Genomic DNA, 16,540 nt, shown 5'->3' on the forward strand with positions numbered 1-16,540 from the left:
CAACTGGACGCTCACGATGTGGGGCGGCAAGCTCCGCTTCACCACCGCGATGCTCTTTGCGATGGGTCTGATCGTGCAGTTCACGCTCGGTGGCCTGTCCGGCGTGACACATGCCGTTGCCCCGTCGGATACGCAGCAGACCGACACCTATTACGTCGTTGCCCACCTGCACTACGTCATCTTCGGTGGCGCCGTGCTCGGCCTGTTCGCCGGGTTCTACTACTGGTGGCCCAAGATCTTCGGGAGACTGCTGAACGAGAAGCTCGGCAAGTGGAACTTCTGGATCATGATCATCGGGATGAACATGACGTTCGGGCCGATGCACATCATCGGTCTCCAAGGTCAGCCGCGCCGGATGTACGTGTGGACCGAGGCTCGTGCGGGTGAGGGTTTCTTCAACCTTGGATTCTGGAACCTGGTGGCCACGATCGGCACCTTCGTCTTGGCGATCGGGATCCTGCTGTTCCTGATCAACGTCTGGGTCAGCCGTAAAGGGCCGGCGGCTCCGCTCGATCCGTGGGACGCGCGATCGCTCGAATGGATGACCGCGAGTCCACCCAAAGCGCACAACTTCGACCGCACACCCACCGTCCACGCACTCGACGAGGTCTTTCACCGCAAGTACGAAGACGTCGGCGAGAACGGCGAGCACGACTACGTGCGACGAGCCACGCTCGAAGACGTCCTCGCGACGGAGGAACGTCTCGGAGACGAACACATCCACCTCCCCGCACCGTCGTACTGGCCGATCGTTCTGGCGTGCGGTCTTCCGGTGATGGCGTACGGGGTCATCTACAGCACCTGGTTGATCGTCGGAGGAGCGCTGATCGTGATATCCGCAATCGTTGGCTGGGCCCTCGAGCCCGCGCATGCCACGGACGACGACTTCGACGGGTCGTCGACGACCTCCCCATCGGCGGTGCTGGCGACAACGGATTCGGAACCGACGTGAGGTTCGACGTGCGGCGGCGCCTCTCGATATCTGTATAGTTATGCAGATGTCAGGATGGAGAGTCGACGAACATGCCGCGTGTAGCCGGGGGTGGCCGGCGTGACCGAGACCGTTCAGCTCGATCTCCCGGTGTTGTTGCCTCATGTTCCCGGCGACGATGATCAGTGTGTCGACCGACTGACCTCGATCTTGTCGAAGAGCACCGGCATCTCCGATGTGCACGTCGTGGCGTCGGACGGGGATGGTCCCAGTCAGCTTTGCCTGCACTTCGATTCGTCGGTGACGAGCGTGGCGCGCATCCGAAGTCTTGCTCGCGCCTCGGGGGCGGAGATCACCGACCAGTTCGCCCATGTCTTCTGGGACGTGACGGGAGTGACGCACACCCGAAGAGCACGTTCGGTCGCCGAACATCTTCGACAGATGGACGGTGTTGCGGAGGCCGAGGTGACACCAGGTTTCGTGCGAGTCGAGTTCGACCGGCGGGCGACGTCGGAGCAGGACATCAGAGATGCGTTGGCCCGATCCGGCGTGGGCGTGAAGGCGAGAACCCGTCGGATCTCGGATCGCGTCGCGTCAGGAGGTCTGGATGAGCGCGTGCCCGAACCCGACACAGCGCCAACCCATGTTCCTGACGACGCGCCTCATGGCGTAGGTGAGGACGATGGTCATGATCATGGGCCAGGCGAGCACGTTCATGGTGGCCCGTTCGGTGAACGCAGCGAACTGATCTTCGCAATCACATCGGCCGTGCTGTGGACCGGTGGTTTCGTTGCGGAACTCGCCGGTTGGTTCAACGACTCGATCCTCACCGCGGTGTTCATCGTGTCGGGCTTCTTCGGCGGCTACTTCACCCTGCGCGAAGCAGTCGACGGGATCCGCAACCGGAGATTCGAGATCGACTTCTTGATGTTGGTCGCCGCAGCGGGCGCTGCGATTCTGGGCAAATGGGAGGAAGGTGCGCTGCTCCTCGCGCTCTTCAGCGTCGGAAATGAACTTGAGGGGTACGCGATGGGTCGCGCCCGCCGCGCGATCGAAGCTCTCGCGGACCTCGCTCCTGCCACCGCCGTCGTGCGCCGCGACGGAACCGAGCGGGAGGTTCCGGTCGAGGAACTCGTCGTGGGAGACACGGTGATCGTCAAGCCGAACGAGCGGATCGCGGCCGACGGCTTCGTCGTGTCCGGAACCAGCAGTGTCAATCAGGCGCCACTGACCGGCGAGAGCATTCCCGTCGACAAGTCGCCGGTCGACGACCCGTCGATCGCTGCCGACGACCCCGGCGGTGTCCGTGACGAGTCAAGACTGTTCGCCGGGACGATCAATGGCACCGGCCAGATCGACCTCCAGGTCACTCGCCTCGCCAAGGACACATCGCTGTCGAAGCTGGCGACGATGGTCCGCGAAGCCGAGACCCAAGCGTCTCCGACCCAGCAGTTCACCAACCGGTTCGAACGTATCTTCGTCCCGGCGGTCCTCTTGCTCGTTGTCGTGGTCATGGTCGTCGGTCCGGCGTTCGGGTCGTCGTGGTCCGAGTCGTTCTATCGAGCGATGGCGGTGCTCGTCGCCGCGAGCCCCTGTGCCCTCGCGATCGCCACACCGAGCGCCGTGCTCGCAGCGGTCGCCCGAGCCGGACAGGTCGGTGTACTCGTCAAGGGTGGCGGCCCGCTCGAAAGTCTCGGGACGTTGAACGCCATCGCGTTCGACAAGACCGGCACCCTGACCGAGGGTCAGCCCCGACTCACCGACGTCGTCACCGCCGATGGCGTCGGCGAAGACGAGCTCCTCGATGCAGCAATCGCCGTGGAGAACCGAAGCGATCACCCCCTCGCCGCCGCGATCGTCCGCGATGGCTCCGAACGCCTCGGCAGGAGTGACGTGGCTTCGGCGAGCGGTGTGGAGTCGATCACCGGGCGGGGCGTGCGAGCAGTCGTCAACGGGCGACCGGTGCTGATCGGCAATCTCCGACTGTTCGAGGAAAGCGGTGGCCTCGACGCGTCGGTTCGAGCGTCAGCGGAGCAACTGCTGGCGGAGGGTCGCACGATCATGGTCGTCAAACATGGCGACCGGTTCATGGGAACGCTCGGACTGCGCGACACACCGCGGCCCGCGGCGAAGAAGATGATCGACGATCTGAGAGCGCTCGGCATCGAACGCGCCATCATGATCTCGGGTGACAACCAGCTTGTTGCCGAGTCCATCGCAGCCGACGTCGGACTCACCGACGCATGGGGCGACCTGATGCCGGACGACAAGGTGTCGGCCATCGAACGCCTCCGCGACGAGGAGGGCAAGGTCGCAATGGTCGGAGACGGAGTCAATGACGCCCCCGCGATGGCCAACGCGACGGTCGGGATCGCGATGGGCGCCGCCGGGTCCGACGTCGCACTCGAAACCGCCGATGTCGCACTCATGGGAGACGAACTCGCGAAGCTCCCCGTGATCGTCGGTCTCAGCCGGTCGGCGAGCCGCATCATCAAACAGAATCTCTACATGAGCCTCGGCATGGTCGCCTTCCTCATCCCCGCAACTCTGTTCGGATTCGTCGGTATCGGACCCGCCGTGGTGTTCCACGAAGGATCCACGCTCGTCGTCGTCGCCAACGCCCTGCGTCTCCTGGCATACCGACGCAACGAGACGATCGACAGTGAACGACGCCCAACCGAGACGGTGCAGGCGGTCGGAGGGTGACGACTTTGTGTGCTGAGCGTCGCGCCCCCGTGGAGTTCACAACACGTTGGTGAAGAGTGCAGTGACGCCGACGGCGGCAGCGGCGCCGAGTCGATACCAGCCGAAGATCGTGAGCGGGTGCTGCTCGAGATATCCGACCATCCATCGGACGGCTGCCCAGGCCGTGATCGCTGCGGCGGCCACACCAGCGACGGTGCTCACGATCCCGAACTGATCGACGATCACGTCTGCGTCGCGGAGCAACTGGTAGCCGGTTGCTGCGCCGAGGGTGATCAGCCCGAGCAGGAAGCTGAATTCGACGGCCGCCGACAGGGTGAAGCCGATGGCGAGTGCAGTGAGGATCGTGACGAGACTCCGACTCGTTCCGGGCCACAGCGCGAGGGTCTGGGCGAGCCCGATGATCAGCCCGTCACGAGAGTTCAACGACTCGAAGGGCCGGTGACCCCACGGTGCGGTCCATCGTGGCGACAGCAGCACGACGCCACCAACCGCCCACGCAGCCACGATCGGCCAGATCGCAAACAGCCGATCCTGGATCGCATCACCGAGCGCGAAGCCGATGACCGCAGCCGGAACGAACGCTGCCACCAGCGCCCGTGCCGGCGATCGAAGCGGTCGGCGCGGCACAAGGAGCCCCGTCGACAAGTCGACGATCCGCGCTCGGTAGAGCCCGGCGACGGCTGCGATTGCTCCGATCTGGATGATGACGGCGTAGGCGTCGGCAGCCCGCTGGCCTTCGACGGTCGACGTCAACCCGAGACCGTGTTCGACCACGGCAAGATGGGCCGTTGAGCTGACCGGCAGATACTCGGTCACTCCCTCGACGACCCCGAGCAGAATCGCCTCGGAGACGGACAGGTCGGGGTCACCGGATTTCGAGATCGCCGCTGCAGTGATCAGCGCGATGATGACAACCACGCAGGCCAGGCCGAGCGCGGTGCGACCGCGGATCGTTCGTGTCGAGGCGATCCCGCCCCACTCGTCAGCCGCAGGCTCCACGCGCGTACGGATATGGGTTCACGGCCTGCCCGCCGCCCGGATGCACCTGGAGATGGAGGTGATTCGCGGACGTGTTGCCGGTCTTGCCGACGTATCCGATGACATCTCCCTTGGAGACCGGTCGACTCGAACCCTCCCACGCGCTGAGGTGTGCGTAGTAGTAGCGGGTCCCGCTCGCGCCGTACAGGCGGACCGTGTTTCCGCCGAGGCCGTTGGTCGTGAACTCCACCCGCCCAGCTTCCATGGCGACCAGCGGAGTGCCGCCCGGAGACATCATGTCGACACCTTCGTGGCTTCGACCGCCCGAACGTGATGCTCCCCACGTATCGGCAAACGAACGGGGCCCGGCGATCGGGCAAGCCAACCCACTTCCGGCACTTTCAGGAGCGGCAGGCGGTGGCACCGGTTCCGGTTGGGCGGGCGTTTGAGCTGCTGCGGCGGGACCACTGGACGTCGTGGCTGCGACCGCAGCTGGAGTCTGCTGCGCCGATTGTTCTGCCACCCGAGCTTGCTCGGCGGCGGCAGCTTCTTCGGCGGCGGCCGCGGCTTCGGCGGCCGCGGCCTCGGCAGCAGCCTCTTCTGCCGCTTCTCGCTCGCGGCGTTCCCGTTCGGCCCGCTCTCGCTGTTGTCTCTCGAGTTCGTGTTGGACCGCTTCGTCCTCGAGACGTTGCGCCTCGATCTCGCCCAACTTGACGACCTCGGCCTCTGCGTCCGCCTGCAGCGCGGCGTAGGTCTCGGTGGCTTCTTGCGCATCGTTCCGTTGGGATTCCAAGGACTCGCTCTGCTCCTCGACTTCCTTCATCAGTGCGTCGAAGTCGTCGAGATCGACGTTGGCGGTCTCGCTCGCGATCGAGCTCATCACATCGGCCGTCAACGCGTCGTTGGCGTCGTCCAGATCGATGAGGAGCGGAAAATTCGTCCCCCCTGCACCGACGAACTGCCGAACAGCCTGGAATTCGAGTCCAGTGCGCATCTCCTCGGCCTCACCCTCGAGTTCCGCGAGGTCGGCCTCGGCTGCGGCGATGTCGAGCTCGAGCTGGTCGATCGTCGATTCCTCATCGAACAGTGCTTGGGCCGCCGCGTCGGCTCGATCTCGTGCTGCCTGGATCTCGGCGGCTGCCTTCTCAGCGGCTGAGCCGCCGTGATCGGCATGCGCCAGGGTGGGGGAGCCGGCCACCACCAACATCGCCACGGCCGCGACGGCAGCCCGTCGTCGGCCACGCCAGTGTCGTGAATCGGATGGCACCAAGATCCTCATGACCGCCGGAAAGCTAGCGGTTGTATTGCGATTTGATGACATTCAGGACGTGACATGTGAAGTTCGGGTTGAGGGAACCGAACAGGTCGGTGAAGTCACACGCGCCTCGTGCATCAGCCTCGGTGGCCGGGGGCGCAGCACCTACGTCGCACGATCACGCAATCGCTCGTTCGACCCGGTGGTTGCCGACGGCGAGTTCGAGTCGGGTCGGGTCTCCTCGGCCGCCCATCGTGCGAAGATCGCGACAATGAAACTCCACAGGATGAGCCCCCCGCCGAGTTTCATCACGAGGCCGGCGAGTTGCAGATCGAGCACGGGTGAGATGCCCCAGAGCCGCGGAGCGTTCGCGTACGGTTCGTAGAACGCCGTCTCGGTCCACGTCAAGAACGACGCCGGCACCGTGGGGATGATGGTGGCAGCGATGAGATACACGATCTTCGCGGGTGGCTGCAACGGCTTCACGAACGGTTCCTTGCCCAGGATCGGGAGCCAGAAGATGCCGGCAGCGACCACCCACAGCGCGTGGAGTGAGAAGTGGACGAACGAGTTCGACGCATACAGGTCGACCACGCTGGGAAGATGGGTCCCGACGAGTACTGCCTGGAACAGGAGCAGCGCCACTGGCGCTCGGTTCACGATCCTGATCACACCTCGAACGGGATGGGTCAACTCGCACCACATCCAGGTCGGGATCCCGACGACGAACAACGGCACCGCGATCATCGTGATCAAGAGAAACTGCACCATGTGCGCGCTGAACAGGTAGTCGTCGCCGAGCAGGTCCATCGGCCAGTCCACAGCCAGCCACAGCACGATGACACCGAGGGCGAAGCGACCTTGCTGAGCGACGCTGGGCATCGGCGGAGCGTCGGGAAGGCGGGGACGAAGTCTCGCGAGCGACCACCAGTACGCGAGTCCCAAAGTCGCCATCAGCACCCAGACGTCGGGGCGCGGTTCCCATGTCCACGGTGAGCTCACCGTCCCGGCCACCACGTCGGCGTTCACGCGGATCACGGCCGGTTCCGATCGGCGTCGGACGGCCAGCGGTCGTGGCGCGTGGGCGGTCGATGTGGGACGTTCATGGCAGCGTCGACCAGTACTCCCAGAACCTCACGGTGATCAGCCCGACGAACGCCAGATACCACGCTGTCAGCACGGCGCCGTGGTAGGCGATGACCTGTCGAGAGCACCACGCGCCGAACCCGCTGGGGCGCGTGGATTCCCGCGTCGAGACGACGTGGAGGAGCGTGTACCAGAACACCGCGATCGTGACCACCCACACGACCATGCAATACGGGCACAGCGCACCGATGCGGAACAGGCTCTGGAACGCCAACCAGTGGACGAACACCAGCCCGGCAGTGCTTCCCGCAAGTAGTCCGAGCCAGAACCACCGAGCGAACCGGCCACCCGCCAGGATGGCTGCACCGACCGTCGCGATCACGCCGAAACCGGCGATCCCGAGAATCGGGTTGGGGAAACCGAATGCCTCGGCCTGTGCGGTCTGCATGATCGAACCACAACTGAGGATCGGATTGATGCTGCAGCTCGGCACGTAGGTCGGGTCCTGCAGGATCCTGACCTTCTCGACCATCAGTACAGCGGCCGTGGCCACACCCAACGACCCCAACGAGAGATAGAGCCAACCGAGAGTGGCCTCTCGCAGCGGACCGGGCGTGCTCGCCCGCCGGAACACCGTGTCTCTGGACCCCGCTCCGGAACTCGGCGCCGACGATCGAGGAGGCGACGGGTCCGCGTCAGGATTCGAGCGCAGCATCGAACTCGGTGATCAGTTCCTCGAATGACGACGGCTCGATCTTTTCGCCCTCGAGGAAGAAGCTCGGTGTGCCGGTGACGCCGAGCGCGGTGCCATCGGCCTTGTCCCGACGGATCAGGTCGATCGTCTCCTCGGCCTCATAGACCGCAGTGAATTCGTCCATGTCGAGTCCGAGGTCGGCGGCGAAACCGAAGAACACGTCGCGCTGTGAGGTCGACTTCTCGCCCCAGTCCGGCTGAGTTTCGAAGAGCAGGTTGTACATCGCTTCGTACTCGCCCTGGGCCGCTGCCGCTTCGGCAGCCTGGGCGGCGGCCTCGGAGTTCTCGTGGAGCGGGAAGTTCCGCACCACGAACGTCACGCGGTCCCCGTAGATCTGGCGGAGTTCCTCGATTGCGGGGTGAGCTGCACGGCACGCCTCGCACTCGAAGTCGAGGAACTCGACGAACGTCACGTCGGTGTCGCCGACCGAGAGCCGCTGACTGTCGGACCGCACGAGTGGATCGTCACCGCTGGTCGATGGCGCCGCGGCAGGCCCGTCACCTCCGGCCAGCACGGCGACGAGGACCGCGATGACCGCGGCGACGATCAAGCCCACCGAGACCTTCAGGTTCCGGCTCATCGGAGCCCTGGGTCGCCGCATGGCGTAGAACGATCCGAGCGTCGGCGGCGTGGCTGGCGCGATCGCGTCCAGCGGGGCTTCTCGACGTCTCGGCACTTCATGTCCTACAGGTGGCCCGAGAGCCTCGTCGAGTTCCATCGCTCACCACAGGCGGCTCACGCACTAAGTCGGGCGGCCGCGCCGACGTCACCGAGGAGGCGAGGGAGCCCGGCGCATCTGTTCGCCCGAGTTGGGCTCCGCATCATGAGCATCCTCACGACCGCGGTCGCGTAGCGCCTCGGACCGTACGGCGGTTCGCTCCTCCGATGATGCCCACGTCCATACCGAGATCAGCAGCAACGGAAGCGTCGTGGCCATGCCGCTGACCCACATCAGCGACGCCGCAGCGCGCTGATCATCGAGTGCGTCATCAAACCCGAGTGACGTCTCGTAGGTGGGAACGAGCGGACTCGACGCTGACAGCAAGACCACACCGAGCAATGCCGTGGATGCAATCACGGCGAACACCGAACCGATGCGCGCCGGTGCCGCGCGACGTGCACTTCCACGGAGCGCGGCCCACAGTGCGATCGCGCTGGCGATGTATGCGACGTGTTCGATGTCGTAAACGAATCGGTTCCCCAGAGCCCGGTCATAGATCGCGGTCAGGTGAGTCAGGTACAGCACGACCACGAAGAAGCCGGCGCTCGCGAAGGCGCCGTACGACCGCCACCAGCGCCCAACCGCTCGCTCGGTCGTGGTCACGCGCTGAGGTATCAGCCGCAGCGCTCGGAACGGCGGCGACGGGTTCGCCACGACGAGCAGCGGGGCGCCCACAACGATCATCAGCAGGTGCTGCACCATGTGCCCGGCAAATGATTCCGACGCCAGCTTCTCCATGGCCGGGATGACCGACACCAAGAGGGCTGTGACGCCAGAGCACCACGCAACCAGCCGCCACGCCGAAATCGGCCCGGCTCTCCACCAGCCGACGCCGTACAGCGCAACCACCACGACGCCGGCGATGACGATGATCTCGTGATCAACGGCACTCGTGTGCGCGATCAGGGTGCTGAGCATCTCGGCAGACCCGCCGGGTGAGCGGCGGGCTCGTCATCGTTCCTTCGCGGACCGGCCATACAGAACCAGTGGCGCCGGACATGCATCGGGTTCCCTCGCATCTCGATCCACCGGGAGACCGACACCCTGACACCGGTGAATCGAAGGCGACGGCGGGCCGCAGAATGATTCAGCCGAGTCCGAGGCGCTCGTATGCGGCCTGGTACTCGGCGATCTCGATGACCTGATTGCGAGAGACATTGGCAGCGAAGTTCGTGATCTCTTCGCGGGCGCCGTTCAGCTTGGCGTGATCACCCATGTGGATGGCCCCGAGATGATGGTCGGCCATGATCTGGAAGAACAAGCGGTCTGCGTCCTCACCCGTTGCTGCGTCGAGTTCGTCGAGTCGTTCCTGGGATTGCATGCCGGGCATCTCGGCGACGGGAACCGGTTCGTCCATCCATTCCATCGCGGTGCGGTCGGGTTCGCCGACGGTGTAGCCCTCCTCGGCGAGCCATGTGTTCATCCAGTCGATCTCGCGTTGCTGGTAGAGCAACACCTCTCGCGCGTACGGTGCGACGCCGCTGTCGGGTCGTTCGTCGAGATAGAGGTTCGCGATCTGGAGTGCTTGTTCGTGGTGGTCGAGCATGTCGCGGAGGAACCCGACGTCGACCTCGTTCATCGGTTGCGGGGCTGGCTCATCGGCGCTCAGTGCCCAGACAGCGGCTGCCCCGAAAGCGGCTGCGAGCACGGCGGCGGCGAGCGCAACCAGCAGGATTCGGTAGAAGCGTTGCAGCGTCGCATCGGACACGCCACCGGTCGTGTCCGGCTCGACGTTCGCCTCGGCGTCGTCGTCGGCAACGAACGGTTCATCGGTTCGGACGTCGGGGGTCATCGAGCGCGCGCTTCGTCGACCGCGACGGACGGGTGGTTGCGCGCGACGACTCGGTGGACGGGTTCGGCCGATGCGGTGACGTCGATCACGAACCCCGATTCTACGGTGCGACCGAGGGTGCGTTGGCTCAGCGAACACCTACGATTCGATGTCGTGAACGTCGCCATGTCCGGTTCGATCAGTCGTCGGCTCTTCCTCGCCGGGACGGGAGGGGTGCTGCTTGCGGCGTGCGGTTCGAGCGATGGCGGGTCCGTCACGCAGGACCCGTCGGGAGCTGACGCTTCAGGAGCCGAGGGTGCCGCGAGCAGCGATGGCGACGACTTCGCGTTGATCCGCTACTTCTCCGATCCCAGTATCACGGCCGGGCTCGATCGCCGGCTCGCTCTCGGTGTCGCGGACATCGACGGCACTCTGCGACCCGAAGGCCCCGCCGAGCTCCGTGCCGGTCTCCTCGACGACCAGGGAGAACTGATCGCGGAGGTCGTCGGCACACGACGAACCGAATCGGTCGCCGTGCCGTACTACGAGTTCCGACTCGACGTCGCTGATCCGGCCATCTACACGCTGCAGGTCGACCTCGACGGCGGCAGGGCCGACGCATCATTCACGGTCGTGGAATCCGGTACGTTGCCGTTCGCCGGCCCAGGCGATCCGCTCGAGCAGTTCGACACCCCGACCACGTCCGATGGTCGTGGTGTCGACCCGATCTGCACCCGCGAGCCGGGCTGTCCGTTCCACGACGTGACCTTGACCGAGGCGCTCGCCGCCGCAAAACCGGTCGTGTATCTGATCGGCACACCTGCGTTCTGTCAGACCGGGACGTGCGGTCCGATCCTGGAGCTGTTGATGGAGGTGTCGGACGATTTCGACGACGTGACGTTCGTGCACAGCGAGGTGTACACCGACACCACCGCCACTACACCCGCACCCGCTGTTGAAGCTTCCGGGCTCACTTTCGAACCGTCCATTTTCCTCGTCGGCGCCGACGGCGTCGTGGTCGAGCGTCTCGATGTTGTCGTCGACGTCAGCGAACTCCGCGACCGGATCGCTCTGATCGCCTGACGGACATCATCCCGCGACCCACCGCTAAAAGAACCCATGCGTATCCGCACCGCCGCCGTTGTTCTGTTCGCCGCAGCAAGCACGCTGCTGGTCGCGTCACCGGCACTGGCCCACATCGATCCCGACCCGAGCGAGGCGCAGGCCGGAAGCCGACTCTCCGTCGGATTCACCGTTGAGCACGGCTGCGACGGCTCGGCCACGACGTCGCTGGACATGCGGCTCCCCGACGGCGTCACCGACGCCACACCCGAGCCCCCGCAGGGCTGGGAAGGCTCGCTGGCCGACGATGTGCTCACATTCGTCGGCGGTCCGCTGCCCGCCGATCAGGAACTGACGTTCAACGTCGCACTGACGCTGCCACCCACACCCGACACCATCATCTATTTCCCGTTCGTGCAACGCTGCGAAGTCGGCGAGATCCGCTGGATCGACGTGCCCAGCGACGGCTCCGGCGACGAACTCGACGAACCCGCACCCGCGATGGCACTGTTCGGACCGGTCGCTACGACGACCACCACAACCGTTGGGCCCACCACGACCGTCGCGGCCGAAACCACCGCAGCGCCCACCACTTCCACATCAACATCAACGACCACCACCGCACCCGCCGTCACCGACGCACCCGTCGACACGGTCGACGCCGACTCTTCCACCACGGTCGTCGAACTCGCCGTCGACTCGAACAGCGAAGACGGCGGTGGCAGTGGTCTGCTGGTTGTGCTCGGAGTCGGCGCGGCCGTCATCGCCGCCGCGGCGGGCGGTGTGTTCTACCTCCGCCGACGACCGTCGTGAAGACGTGGCGTCGCCTCGTCGCGGCGATCGTGATCGTGGTCGCCGCGCTGAGCGGGTCGGTGTCGGTGAGTGCACACGCCGACCTGGTGCAGACCACGCCTGCCAATCAGGCCGTGCTCGACCAATCGCCACCTGAGATCGTGCTCACCTTCAGCGAAGCCATCGACCCGGTCGAACCTGCGGTGCGCGTCGTCGACGCCGACGGCAACGAGATCGACCTGGGTTCGGCGGACCAATCGCGTGGGTCCGACACACTCGGACTCGTCGTGGACGAGGAACTCGCCGACGGCACCTACGTCGTCGCGTGGCAGGCGCTGTCGGCGGACTCCCACAACATTCGCGGGGCGTTCACGTTCTCCGTTGGCGAAGCGTCCGCAACACGGTCCGGGCTCGTCGATGAACTGTTCACGTCGAGCAACGAGTCGCCCGGCGGCGCCGTTCCGCTCGCGATCGGACGCTTCGCGAGCTACGCGGGGATCGCCGTCCTCCTCGGGGGACTGTTCGCAGCAACCGTGCTGGCACGACCCCAACTCTCCACGCGTCGGGTCGGCCGACTGCTTTTCCTCGGACTCGGAACCGCAGCCGTCGGAACCGCGATGATGATCTCGGCGCAAGCCAACATGATCGGCTCGTCGCTGCTCGACTGGCCCACCGTCGCTGCCACTCGCTCGGGGCAGTGGTGGGTCCTGCGCCTCGCCGCGATCCTCGCGTTCGTTCCGTTCGTCGTCTGGCGACACCGCCTGCTGTCACGGATCGGTGGAACCGTCACCGTCGCCGCCGGCCTCGGGCTCCTCGCGATCGTGACTGCCGGCGGGCACGGGGTCACCGGACGCTGGGTACCGATCGGCTACGCCGCGACCGTGGCCCACCTGGCCGCAATGACCATCTGGGTCGGTGGGCTGACGCTGCTGGTCATCGGACTCCCCCGAACCCGCTTCTGGGAGACCGCCAACCGATTCTCACCCTGGGCGCTCGGATCGGTCGTTGTCCTCGCCGTCAGCGGCACCATCAACGCCTGGCGCCAGATCGGCAGCCTCGACGGAATCACCGACTCCAGCTACGGGCGATGGCTGATCGTCAAGCTCGCACTCGTCACCGGCGTGGTCGCGACCGCAGCGATCACCCGGCGTCTCCTCCACCGAGGCGAGGTCAGTTCCAGCGCGAACGTGCCCGCACTCAGCGCCGCCCCAGGACCCACGTCCCCAGACCCGGAATCGTCCACGTCGACCGCGACGCGCACGAGCGTCATCGTCGAACTCGTCGGCATCATTCTCGTCATCGCCGCAACATCGGGACTCGTCAACTCCCCACCCCCCGAACTCGACCAGCCCACCAACGAAATCGTCTCCGTCGTCCAAGGCGACCGCGTCGCGCAAGTCGAACTCGAACCCGCCGTCACCGGCGGCACCGTCATGCACGTCACCATCACCTCACCCGGAGGTGGACTCGACCGCGCCGACGAAATCACCGTGACCGCCGAACTCGCCGCCGACCAGATCGGACCGATCGAGATCGAAACCATCCCCGCCAGCCCGAACCACGTCATCGCAAACAACGCCGACTTCCCCGTCGCCGGACTCTGGACCATCGAGATCACCGCCCGCTACGGCGAGTTCGACCAAGTCGTCTTCAGCATCGACATCCCCGTCGAAACCTGACAGGCGATTCCGTCCGTTACCGAAGCCACCAGACGAAATGAGCAACTCCCGGTGGCGAACACCATGCTTGATCACCGCATTGGTCGTCCGACGATTCCGCTGCCTTCCCGATGGCTCGCTCAAATTCAAGACAGCTGAACACGCCAGCTGTCCCTCGCACCCCGAATGAGGGAGGCAACCCGGGGGCGACCCAGAATGTTCACGCCTGCCGCACTTGTCGCCGCTCACAACCGGCAGAGGAGATTGCATCGACGATGTCGATCGTGGCGTGCGAAATCTCGCGCACCTGAACAAGCGCATCCGTGCCGAGCTGGGCGCATGTCCGATCGCCGACGCTGAATATCGGTGCCCTGAAGCACGCACTTGAGGGTACGCCGTGGAACTTCGACGAACCTTTCTACCGTCAGGGCTGTCTGCGATGGTCACGTCCCGGCGACGCGACGTGTGACAGCGACGCTGGCGACTCGACACTGCGCTCGAACGCGTTGAGCAGCGCATCGCGGAACTCGAGGCGGTGCGTCGCGCGATCCGACGCACCAGGGCCAACTGCGAGGCGGGTGCCTGCGATCTGACCACGGTCGCTGACTGACGTCCATTCTCGTCGCCGCCGCGTGGCCATTCGGGTCTCGGCGTCGAGGTTCAGGCGGCTCGGGGGGCGTACATGATCACACCGACGCCGATCAGGCAGATCGCTGCGCCGATCAGGTCGTAGCGGTCCGGTCGGAACCCGTCGGCGAGCACACCCCACAGCAGCGAGCCGACGACGAACACGCCGCCGTACGCGGCGAGGACCCGACCGAAGTTCGGGTCAGACTGGAACGTGGCGACGAAGCCGTAGCCGGCCAGCGCGACGATGCCGACGCCGATCCAGGTGAGCCCGCGATGTTCGCGCACCCCGTGCCAGATCAGCCAAGCGCCGCCGATCTCCAACACCGCAGCGGCGATGAACAACAGGATCGAACGCGTCGTGTCGGGCATGACCCGGACGGTACCCCGCCTCGAACATCGCCTTGACTTTGCAGTCGACTTCAAGGTTTACGATCGAGTCCATGACCGCTTCGTTGCGCATCGCCGAGGTCGCCGACCGCGTCGGAATCTCGACCGCGACCGTCCGCTACTACGAGACCATCGGGGTCCTTCCCGAACCCGAACGCGCCGGCAACGGCTACCGGGTCTACGACCAGCGCACCGTCGAGCAACTCGAGTTCATCGCCCGCGCCAAGCAGCTCGGCTGCAGCCTCGACGAGATCGGCGATCTCGTTACCGCGTGGAACGGCGGCGAGTGCGGCCCTGTCCAGGACCGACTCCGCACTCTCGTCGCCGACAAGCTCACTGCCGCGCGAGGCGAGATTGTTGAACTCGAAATCCTCACCCAAGAGCTCCAACGCGCCGCGACCACCCTTGAACAGCACCGCCCGGTCGGGCCGTGCGACGACACGTGCGGATGCGTCACCACCCTCACCTCGGCGGACGCGAACTCGACTCAAGCGTCGATTCCGATCGCGCTCACCGCCCCGCCGAACCTCATGGCCGCCGCTGGGGACGTCCCCATCGCGTGCACCCTTGCGTCAGATCAGATTCCCGACCGGCTCGACGACTGGGGCAGCCTGCTCCACGGCGCGACGCGGCTGCCGATCGACGGCGGTGTCCGGGTCGAACTCGATGAGCACATCGAGGTCTCTGAGGTCGCCCGCCTCGCCGCCGCCGAGCAAGGGTGCTGTCGGTTTTTCTCGTTCCGGCTCACCATCGACGAACGTGGCGCCGGCCTTGAGATCACCGCACCGCCCGACGCGCTCGACATCGTCCACGCCGCGTTCGGAGCACCGCAATGAGCCGCGACACCCGCACCCTCATCGGCGCCGCCGGCCTTGCGTGCATCGCCTGCTGCATCGGACCGATCATCGCCGTACTCGCAGCGATCGGCGCCGCGACTGTCGTCGGCGTCGCCATCTTCGGCATCATCGGAGCGGTCGTCGCCGTCCTGGCCGTCCCGGCACTGCTCAAACGACGTCGACACGGCTGCCAGACCACCAAACCCGTCGACGCGATCCCGGTCGCGGCACCAACAATCCGACGGGCGTCCGAGTTGCGCCCATAGCGACACCGGGCACCGGCAGGCGGAGAAGCATGCGTCGGTCACGGTAGGCGATCACGTTTCCGAGCTTCTTCGCAGACCCGGAACAGCTGCCGATCCAGCGCCTTGGACGCGTCGTCAGCGTTCTGAGCCGGGGTGGAGGATCTGGCAGATGTCGCCGTCGTTGCATTGGTCGGGGTCGAGGCGTCGGCTGCGATCGATCAGTGCTTCGAGTTCGGCTTCCATGGCGGCGAGTTGCTGGCGGCGTTCGCGGACGTCGGCGAGCTTGGCGGCGAGAAGCTGCTCGACGTGGGTGCAGGGCGGCTGTCCGGCGTCGCGGATGTCGATGATGCTGCGGATCTCGGCAAGGGTGAGACCGGCAGCTTGTGATGTGCGAATGAACTGGAGGCGGGTCACGGTCTCGTCGTTGTAGGTCCGGTAGCCGTTGGCGGCCCGGGCGGGTTCGGGCAGCAGCCCGGCGCGTTCGTAGAACCGTACGGTCCGTGTCGGCAGACCCACGGTGTGAGCGAGTTCTCCGATGAACACGTCGCCAGGCTACTACTTGACCTTCTCCTATGGGAGAAGGTTTACGGTGGGGTCGTGGACGTGACCTTGCTGTATTTCGACGACTGCCCGAACTGGAGCGACGCTGACGCGCACCTTCGGACAATCGAGCGCGAGCATCGCGGGCTGCACGTCACCCGCCGCATCGTCGACACACCCGAGGAGGC

At 65.7% G+C, this 16,540-nt stretch carries 16 protein-coding genes; 7 read left to right on the forward strand and 9 right to left on the reverse strand.

Features of this window, described 5'->3' with window-relative positions; all coding sequences use genetic code 11:
- Positions 1–952, forward strand: a 952-nt coding sequence (locus ON45_RS13825) for an aa3-type cytochrome oxidase subunit IV (protein ID WP_040494583.1), incomplete at its 5' end; no start/stop codon positions are given.
- Positions 953–1,051: 99 nt separating this feature from the next.
- Positions 1,052–3,637: a heavy metal translocating P-type ATPase gene (locus ON45_RS13830; RefSeq protein WP_051063070.1), complete on the forward strand. Its 2,586-nt coding sequence runs from the start codon at positions 1,052–1,054 to the stop codon at positions 3,635–3,637.
- 36 nt (positions 3,638–3,673) lie between these two features.
- On the opposite strand, the gene ON45_RS13835 is transcribed toward ON45_RS13830, so the two are convergent.
- From ON45_RS13835 to ON45_RS21590, 7 genes are all read right to left on the reverse strand, one after another.
- Positions 3,674–4,636 (reverse strand): undecaprenyl-diphosphate phosphatase, encoded by a 963-nt coding sequence (locus ON45_RS13835; RefSeq protein ID WP_051063064.1) that lies wholly within the window; start codon positions 4,634–4,636, stop codon positions 3,674–3,676.
- A complete protein-coding gene (locus ON45_RS21585; protein ID WP_148288692.1) occupies positions 4,620–5,894 on the reverse strand; it encodes a peptidoglycan DD-metalloendopeptidase family protein in 1,275 nt (424 codons plus the stop codon). Before ON45_RS21585 ends, ON45_RS13835 begins: the two co-directional genes overlap by 17 nt.
- A gap of 141 nt (positions 5,895–6,035) precedes the next feature.
- Positions 6,036–6,908, reverse strand: coding sequence for a cytochrome c oxidase assembly protein (locus ON45_RS13845; RefSeq protein ID WP_040494584.1), 873 nt, complete (start codon positions 6,906–6,908; stop codon positions 6,036–6,038).
- Positions 6,909–6,972: 64 nt separating this feature from the next.
- The gene (locus ON45_RS13850) at positions 6,973–7,509 is read right to left on the reverse strand and encodes a vitamin K epoxide reductase family protein (RefSeq protein ID WP_206537701.1); all 537 of its coding nucleotides are present in this window, start codon (positions 7,507–7,509) and stop codon (positions 6,973–6,975) included.
- Between the two features lie 142 nt (positions 7,510–7,651).
- A complete protein-coding gene (locus ON45_RS13855) occupies positions 7,652–8,290 on the reverse strand; it encodes a DsbA family protein (protein WP_040494585.1) in 639 nt (212 codons plus the stop codon).
- A gap of 186 nt (positions 8,291–8,476) precedes the next feature.
- Positions 8,477–9,349 (reverse strand): cytochrome c oxidase assembly protein, encoded by an 873-nt coding sequence (locus ON45_RS13860; RefSeq protein ID WP_040494586.1) that lies wholly within the window; start codon positions 9,347–9,349, stop codon positions 8,477–8,479.
- A 169-nt stretch (positions 9,350–9,518) separates the two neighbouring features.
- Positions 9,519–10,223, reverse strand: a complete 705-nt coding sequence (locus ON45_RS21590; protein ID WP_051063067.1) for a DUF305 domain-containing protein — start codon at positions 10,221–10,223, stop codon at positions 9,519–9,521.
- Between the two features lie 153 nt (positions 10,224–10,376).
- Here ON45_RS21590 and ON45_RS13870 point away from each other — a divergent pair, with 153 nt between their 5' ends.
- The 3 genes from ON45_RS13870 to ON45_RS13880 are packed head-to-tail and all read left to right on the forward strand — an operon-like array spanning position 10,377 to position 13,735.
- Entirely contained in the window at positions 10,377–11,285 is a 909-nt protein-coding gene (locus ON45_RS13870) for a hypothetical protein (RefSeq protein ID WP_148288693.1), read from the forward strand.
- Positions 11,286–11,321: 36 nt separating this feature from the next.
- On the forward strand, positions 11,322–12,077 hold the full coding sequence (locus tag ON45_RS21595) for a DUF1775 domain-containing protein (protein WP_051063068.1): 756 nt from the start codon (positions 11,322–11,324) through the stop codon (positions 12,075–12,077).
- On the forward strand, positions 12,074–13,735 hold the full coding sequence (locus ON45_RS13880) for a copper resistance CopC/CopD family protein (RefSeq protein ID WP_040494588.1): 1,662 nt from the start codon (positions 12,074–12,076) through the stop codon (positions 13,733–13,735). The genes ON45_RS21595 and ON45_RS13880 overlap by 4 nt, the downstream gene beginning before the upstream one ends.
- A gap of 639 nt (positions 13,736–14,374) precedes the next feature.
- Here ON45_RS13880 and ON45_RS13890 read toward each other — a convergent pair.
- Positions 14,375–14,713 (reverse strand): YnfA family protein, encoded by a 339-nt coding sequence (locus tag ON45_RS13890; RefSeq protein WP_040494590.1) that lies wholly within the window; start codon positions 14,711–14,713, stop codon positions 14,375–14,377.
- A 71-nt stretch (positions 14,714–14,784) separates the two neighbouring features.
- On the opposite strand from ON45_RS13890, the gene ON45_RS13895 reads away from it, so the two are divergent.
- Together ON45_RS13895 and ON45_RS13900 are read left to right on the forward strand one after the other, a co-directional pair.
- Positions 14,785–15,567 carry a MerR family transcriptional regulator gene (locus ON45_RS13895; protein ID WP_051063069.1) on the forward strand — a complete coding sequence of 261 codons (783 nt, stop codon included), beginning with the start codon at positions 14,785–14,787 and terminating at the stop codon, positions 15,565–15,567.
- Positions 15,564–15,833, forward strand: coding sequence for a hypothetical protein (locus ON45_RS13900; protein ID WP_040494591.1), 270 nt, complete (start codon positions 15,564–15,566; stop codon positions 15,831–15,833). The genes ON45_RS13895 and ON45_RS13900 overlap by 4 nt, the downstream gene beginning before the upstream one ends.
- 114 nt (positions 15,834–15,947) lie before the next feature.
- Here ON45_RS13900 and ON45_RS13905 read toward each other — a convergent pair whose 3' ends face one another.
- Complete coding sequence (locus tag ON45_RS13905) at positions 15,948–16,355, reverse strand: heavy metal-responsive transcriptional regulator (RefSeq protein WP_040494592.1); 408 nt, start codon at positions 16,353–16,355, stop codon at positions 15,948–15,950.
- Positions 16,356–16,540: the final 185 nt, after the last annotated feature.

Source organism: Ilumatobacter nonamiensis YM16-303 (genome assembly GCF_000350145.1).
Classification (GTDB): domain Bacteria; phylum Actinomycetota; class Acidimicrobiia; order Acidimicrobiales; family Ilumatobacteraceae; genus Ilumatobacter_A; species Ilumatobacter_A nonamiensis.

Excerpts from the sequence above, each read along its gene's own strand:
- ON45_RS13900 (WP_040494591.1), top strand. The coding sequence starts at position 15,564 with ATGAGCCGCGACACCCGCACCCTCATCGGCGCCGCCGGCCTTGCGTGC.
- ON45_RS13855 (WP_040494585.1), bottom strand. The coding sequence starts at position 8,290 with ATGAGCCGGAACCTGAAGGTCTCGGTGGGCTTGATCGTCGCCGCGGTC.
- ON45_RS21590 (WP_051063067.1), bottom strand. The coding sequence starts at position 10,223 with ATGACCCCCGACGTCCGAACCGATGAACCGTTCGTTGCCGACGACGAC.
- ON45_RS13860 (WP_040494586.1), bottom strand. The coding sequence starts at position 9,349 with ATGCTCAGCACCCTGATCGCGCACACGAGTGCCGTTGATCACGAGATC.
- ON45_RS21595 (WP_051063068.1), top strand. The coding sequence starts at position 11,322 with ATGCGTATCCGCACCGCCGCCGTTGTTCTGTTCGCCGCAGCAAGCACG.
- ON45_RS13890 (WP_040494590.1), bottom strand. The coding sequence starts at position 14,713 with ATGCCCGACACGACGCGTTCGATCCTGTTGTTCATCGCCGCTGCGGTG.
- ON45_RS13895 (WP_051063069.1), top strand. The coding sequence starts at position 14,785 with ATGACCGCTTCGTTGCGCATCGCCGAGGTCGCCGACCGCGTCGGAATC.
- ON45_RS21585 (WP_148288692.1), bottom strand. The coding sequence starts at position 5,894 with ATGAGGATCTTGGTGCCATCCGATTCACGACACTGGCGTGGCCGACGA.